This is a genomic window from Deltaproteobacteria bacterium (assembly GCA_009930495.1).
GTDB lineage: Bacteria > Desulfobacterota > Desulfovibrionia > Desulfovibrionales > Desulfomicrobiaceae > Desulfomicrobium.
This window is the reverse complement of record RZYB01000217.1, coordinates 1-3,732: the sequence shown is the minus strand read 5'-3', so window position 1 is coordinate 3,732 and position 3,732 is coordinate 1. Positions and strand designations below refer to the sequence as shown.

Annotated in this window: 5 protein-coding genes and 1 riboswitch; all 5 genes read right to left on the bottom strand. The window is 65.0% G+C overall.

The features are described 5' to 3' along the window. Positions 1 to 99 precede the first annotated feature (99 nt). Genes thiE through thiS form a run of 5 tightly spaced genes read right to left on the bottom strand, consistent with a single transcriptional unit; the run spans position 100 to position 3,546 of the window. Complete coding sequence (gene thiE / locus EOL86_12770) at positions 100 to 780, bottom strand: thiamine phosphate synthase (GenBank protein NCD26447.1); 681 nt, start codon at positions 778 to 780, stop codon at positions 100 to 102. Next, entirely contained in the window at positions 777 to 1,508 is a 732-nt protein-coding gene (thiF, locus tag EOL86_12765; protein ID NCD26446.1) for a sulfur carrier protein ThiS adenylyltransferase ThiF, read from the bottom strand. The genes thiE and thiF overlap by 4 nt, the downstream gene beginning before the upstream one ends. Then, positions 1,400 to 2,512: a 2-iminoacetate synthase ThiH gene (thiH, locus tag EOL86_12760; protein NCD26445.1), complete on the bottom strand. Its 1,113-nt coding sequence runs from the start codon at positions 2,510 to 2,512 to the stop codon at positions 1,400 to 1,402. Before thiH ends, thiF begins: the two co-directional genes overlap by 109 nt. After that, positions 2,509 to 3,300, bottom strand: a complete 792-nt coding sequence (locus tag EOL86_12755; GenBank protein ID NCD26444.1) for a thiazole synthase — start codon at positions 3,298 to 3,300, stop codon at positions 2,509 to 2,511. Before EOL86_12755 ends, thiH begins: the two co-directional genes overlap by 4 nt. Before the next feature lie 45 nt (positions 3,301 to 3,345). Then, positions 3,346 to 3,546: a sulfur carrier protein ThiS gene (gene thiS / locus EOL86_12750; GenBank protein NCD26443.1), complete on the bottom strand. Its 201-nt coding sequence runs from the start codon at positions 3,544 to 3,546 to the stop codon at positions 3,346 to 3,348. A 71-nt stretch (positions 3,547 to 3,617) separates the two neighbouring features. After that, a riboswitch (TPP riboswitch) is annotated at positions 3,618 to 3,720 on the bottom strand. Positions 3,721 to 3,732 lie beyond the last annotated feature (12 nt).

Sequence of the window (3,732 nt, the reverse complement as noted above, 5' to 3'; positions counted from 1 at the left end):
CCAAACCTCCAAGCTGATATTCTGGCGTGTTGTGAAACAGCAGTCTGGGCCAAATAACAGAGGGTGGGCGTTCGGGGCAATCATTTCACGCTCTTTTTTTCATATTTTCCTTGCGTTCTGGACAGATGGGGGGCTCGGGAGCAGGGCCTGCAGCCTGATGGTTTTTTGGGCGATGTCCGCCGCGCCGACAATTTCCGTGACCATGGCCGCACAGCGCGCGCCGTGGGCCGCGACCTGGCCGAGGTTGTGTTCCTTGATGCCACCGATGGCGACAAAGGGCAGAGCGACATGTCGGACGACGTAATCCAGATAGGTCAGGCCCACGGGCGCGCAGACGTCGTCCTTGGTCTGGGTCGCAAAGATCGGACCGACGCCGATATAGTCCGCCCCGACGGCCACGGCCGCCTGGGCCTGATCCGGGGAATGGGTGGACAGACCAATGGCCATGCGCTCGCCGACCAGGGCGCGCACCGCCTTTACGGGCAGATCCTCCTGGCCGACGTGGACGCCGTCGGCTTTGACGAGCAGGGCCAGATCGATGTCGTCGTTGACGATGAAGGCCGCGCCGGCGGCGCGGGTCATGGCGCGCAGGACTTGGCACTGCGCGTATTTTTCGCCCATTTTTTTCGTCTTTTCGCGGTATTGGATGATGCGGATGCCGGAGTCGAGCATCATCCGCACGACGTCGAGGTTGGATCTGCCGCGGGAGAATTTTTCGGCCGTCAGCCCGTAGAGGCCGCCCTGGCGGAAGAGATCAAGCACGAGATTGCGTCCGGTCATGGTGTCCGTCCTTGGTACAGGGTGAGGAAATGATGCAGGATGACGTCGGCCTGCATGGCCGCGGCCATGCCCACCCCCGGAGACAGGGGCGGGGTGGCCGCGTCGCAGGGCGTGGTCAGGTCGCCGACGATGACAAGATTTGGTCCCAGGGCGCGCGCGGCCATGCGGGACGTCCGCCCCGTTCCGCCCAGGCCGGACGCCCCGACCACGAATACGCCCGTGGCGGCCATGGTCTCGACGAGACGCTTTTTGGCACGTGGATCGTCCACGGCCTCGACCACGGCCTGGCAGGAGCCAAAGAGCGTCAGGATGTTCGACTCGTCGACCCGCGTTTCGTGAATCGTAATCGCCGCGTCCGGGTTCACGGCCAGCAGATTGTCCCGCAGGGCCTGGACCTTGGGGCGGCCGATTTGGTCCAGGCTAAAGGACTGGCGGTTCAGGTTGGAGTCCTCGACCCGGTCCGGATCGGCCAGGATCAGAGTTGAAAAGCCCGAGCGGACAAGGTGCGGGGCGCAGTTGGAGCCCAGTCCCCCCGCGCCGATGACGCCGACGGTCACGCTGGCGGCAAAGCCCGCCCAGCCGCTGTCCAGATATCGGCCCAGTCCGCGCTGGAACGGGTTCACGCCGAAACCTCCAGGGGTTCCCAGTCCTTGAAGACGGGTTGGTAGCCCTTGGCGCGCAGCATCCGACAGACTTCGGCCACGCTTCGGCCGTCGGAGATCTCGAATTGTCCGGTTTCAGCGGGCTTGGCGTGGCCGCCCACGGCCGTGCTCACGCCGGCGGACATGCGCGTTACGCCCAGGGGAAGGATATTGTCCCGGAATCCGGACGTCTCACGGGTGGAAATGGTGATGGACAGGCGCGGTAAAAACAGGCGCAGGGCGGTCATGGCCTGGACCAGGTCGCGGTCCGAGACCACGCAGGCCGGTTCGAAGTCGCCGGCGTGGGGTCGCATGCGCGGCAGGGACATGGCCACGTCCACCCCGGGGTAGTTTTTTTGCAGCCACGCCGCGTGCAGACCGGTGACAAAGAGTTCCCGCCGCCAATCGGTCAGACCCAGCAGGGCTCCGATGTTGACCACGCGCATGCCGGCCTCGGCGCCGCGTTGGGGGGTATCCAGGCGAAAGGCGTAGTTTCGTTTGGGGCCGGCCGGATGGAGATCGGCGTAGAGCGTGGGATCGTAGGTTTCCTGAAACACGGTCAGGCTGTCCACCCCGGCCTGGATCAGGCGGGCGTAGTCCTTTGTTTCCATGGGGAAGACTTCGATGGCGATGGACGGAAAGAGCGGGCGCAGCACGCGCACGCAGTCTTCCAGATACGGTACGCCGGCCGTGTGCGGGGCTTCGCCGGTCAGAAGCAGAATCTGGCGCAGCCCCGTGGCCGCGATGGCCTCGCCCTCGGCCCGGACCTCCGCGATGGTCAGCTTGCTGCGCGGGATGGTGTTCGTGGCCGCGAATCCACAATAGCGGCAGCGATTGGCACAGTGGTTGGACACATAGAGCGGCGTGAAAAGACTTATGGTCCGACCGAAATGGCGTTCGGTCAGATCTTTTGCCCGGCTGGCCAGGGCTTCCAGGCAGGCGCCCGCGGCCGGGGAAAGCAGGGCCAGAAAGTCGTTTTCGGAAATCCGTTCCCGGCCGAGAACTCGTGAAACGTCGGCCTCGGTCGTGGCGCGCAGCCGTTCTTCCAGGGGTTCCCGGAGCAGACGCAGGGCTTCGGGAAGAAAGCTCATGCCGCGCCTCCCGGTTCGTCGAGAAATCCGGTCAGGGGCGAGGACGGGCGGGCCAGGGTGGCGACAGCGCCCGGGCCCGCCAGGAATGCCGCGCGGCCGGCGGCCACGGCCTGGCCAAAGGCCCGACCCATGCCCAGGGGGTCCGAGGCCGTGGCGATGGCGGTGTTGACCAGGCAGGCCGCCGCGCCCATTTCCATGGCCTGACAGGCCTGGCTGGGCGCGCCGATGCCGGCGTCGACGATGACCGGCAGGTCCATCTCCTCAATGAGGATGCGGATCATTTCCTCCGTGCGCAGCCCCCGGTTGGTGCCGATGGGCGCGCCCAGGGGCATGACGGCGGCCGCGCCGGCACTGGCCAGGGAACGGGCCACGTAAAGATCCGGGTTCATGTACGGCAGAACCACGAATCCTTCCGTGGCCAGGATTTCCGTGGCCTTGGCCGTTTCGTAGCCGTCGGGCAAAAGGTAGCGGTTGTCGGCGATGATTTCGATCTTGATCCAGTCGCCGCAGCCCATGGCCCTGGCCAGGCGGGCGATGCGCACGGCCTCGTCGGCGGTGCGGGCGCCGGAAGTGTTGGGCAGCAGGACCATATGTTCGGGAATGTGCCGCATGACGTTGTCGGCTTTTTTGTCCAGGTCCACCCGGCGCAGGGCCACGGTGATGACCTGGGCTCCGGATGCCGCGCAAACGGCCGGAATGAGGGTGTCATCGCCGTATTTGCCGGTGCCGGTGAAGAGGCGGCTGGTCAGGGCCTTGCCGCCGATATGAAAAGTATCGTTTTGTTTCATAAGGGTTCTCGCTCGTTGGTGATGACGTGGGGGACAGCGGTTTCGTCAGCCGCCGCCGACAAAGCTCAGCAGCTCCAGACGGTCGCCGTCGTGCAGGATGGTCTCGGTGAAGGCCGTTCCCGGCACGATGGCGCCGTTGAGCTCGGTCACGACCACGTCCGGGTCCAGATGCATGGAGACAATGAGATGGTGCAGGGTTTGATTGGGAAGCAGGTCGCGTTCCCGGCCGTTGACGATGATACGCATGGCGTTCTCCTTGTCCTGCCGGGGGCGCATAAAAAAACCGCGCCAGGGGCGCGGTTCGTCAGAGCGATCAAGAGATGGTGAACCAGCTTCCCTCCGGCAGCATGAACTGCGTCAGGTTCAAAGGGTCGGGATCGTATCCCCTCTCAGCCCTGGCGGGCTCCCCCAGCATGTGTGCGGATAATCTAT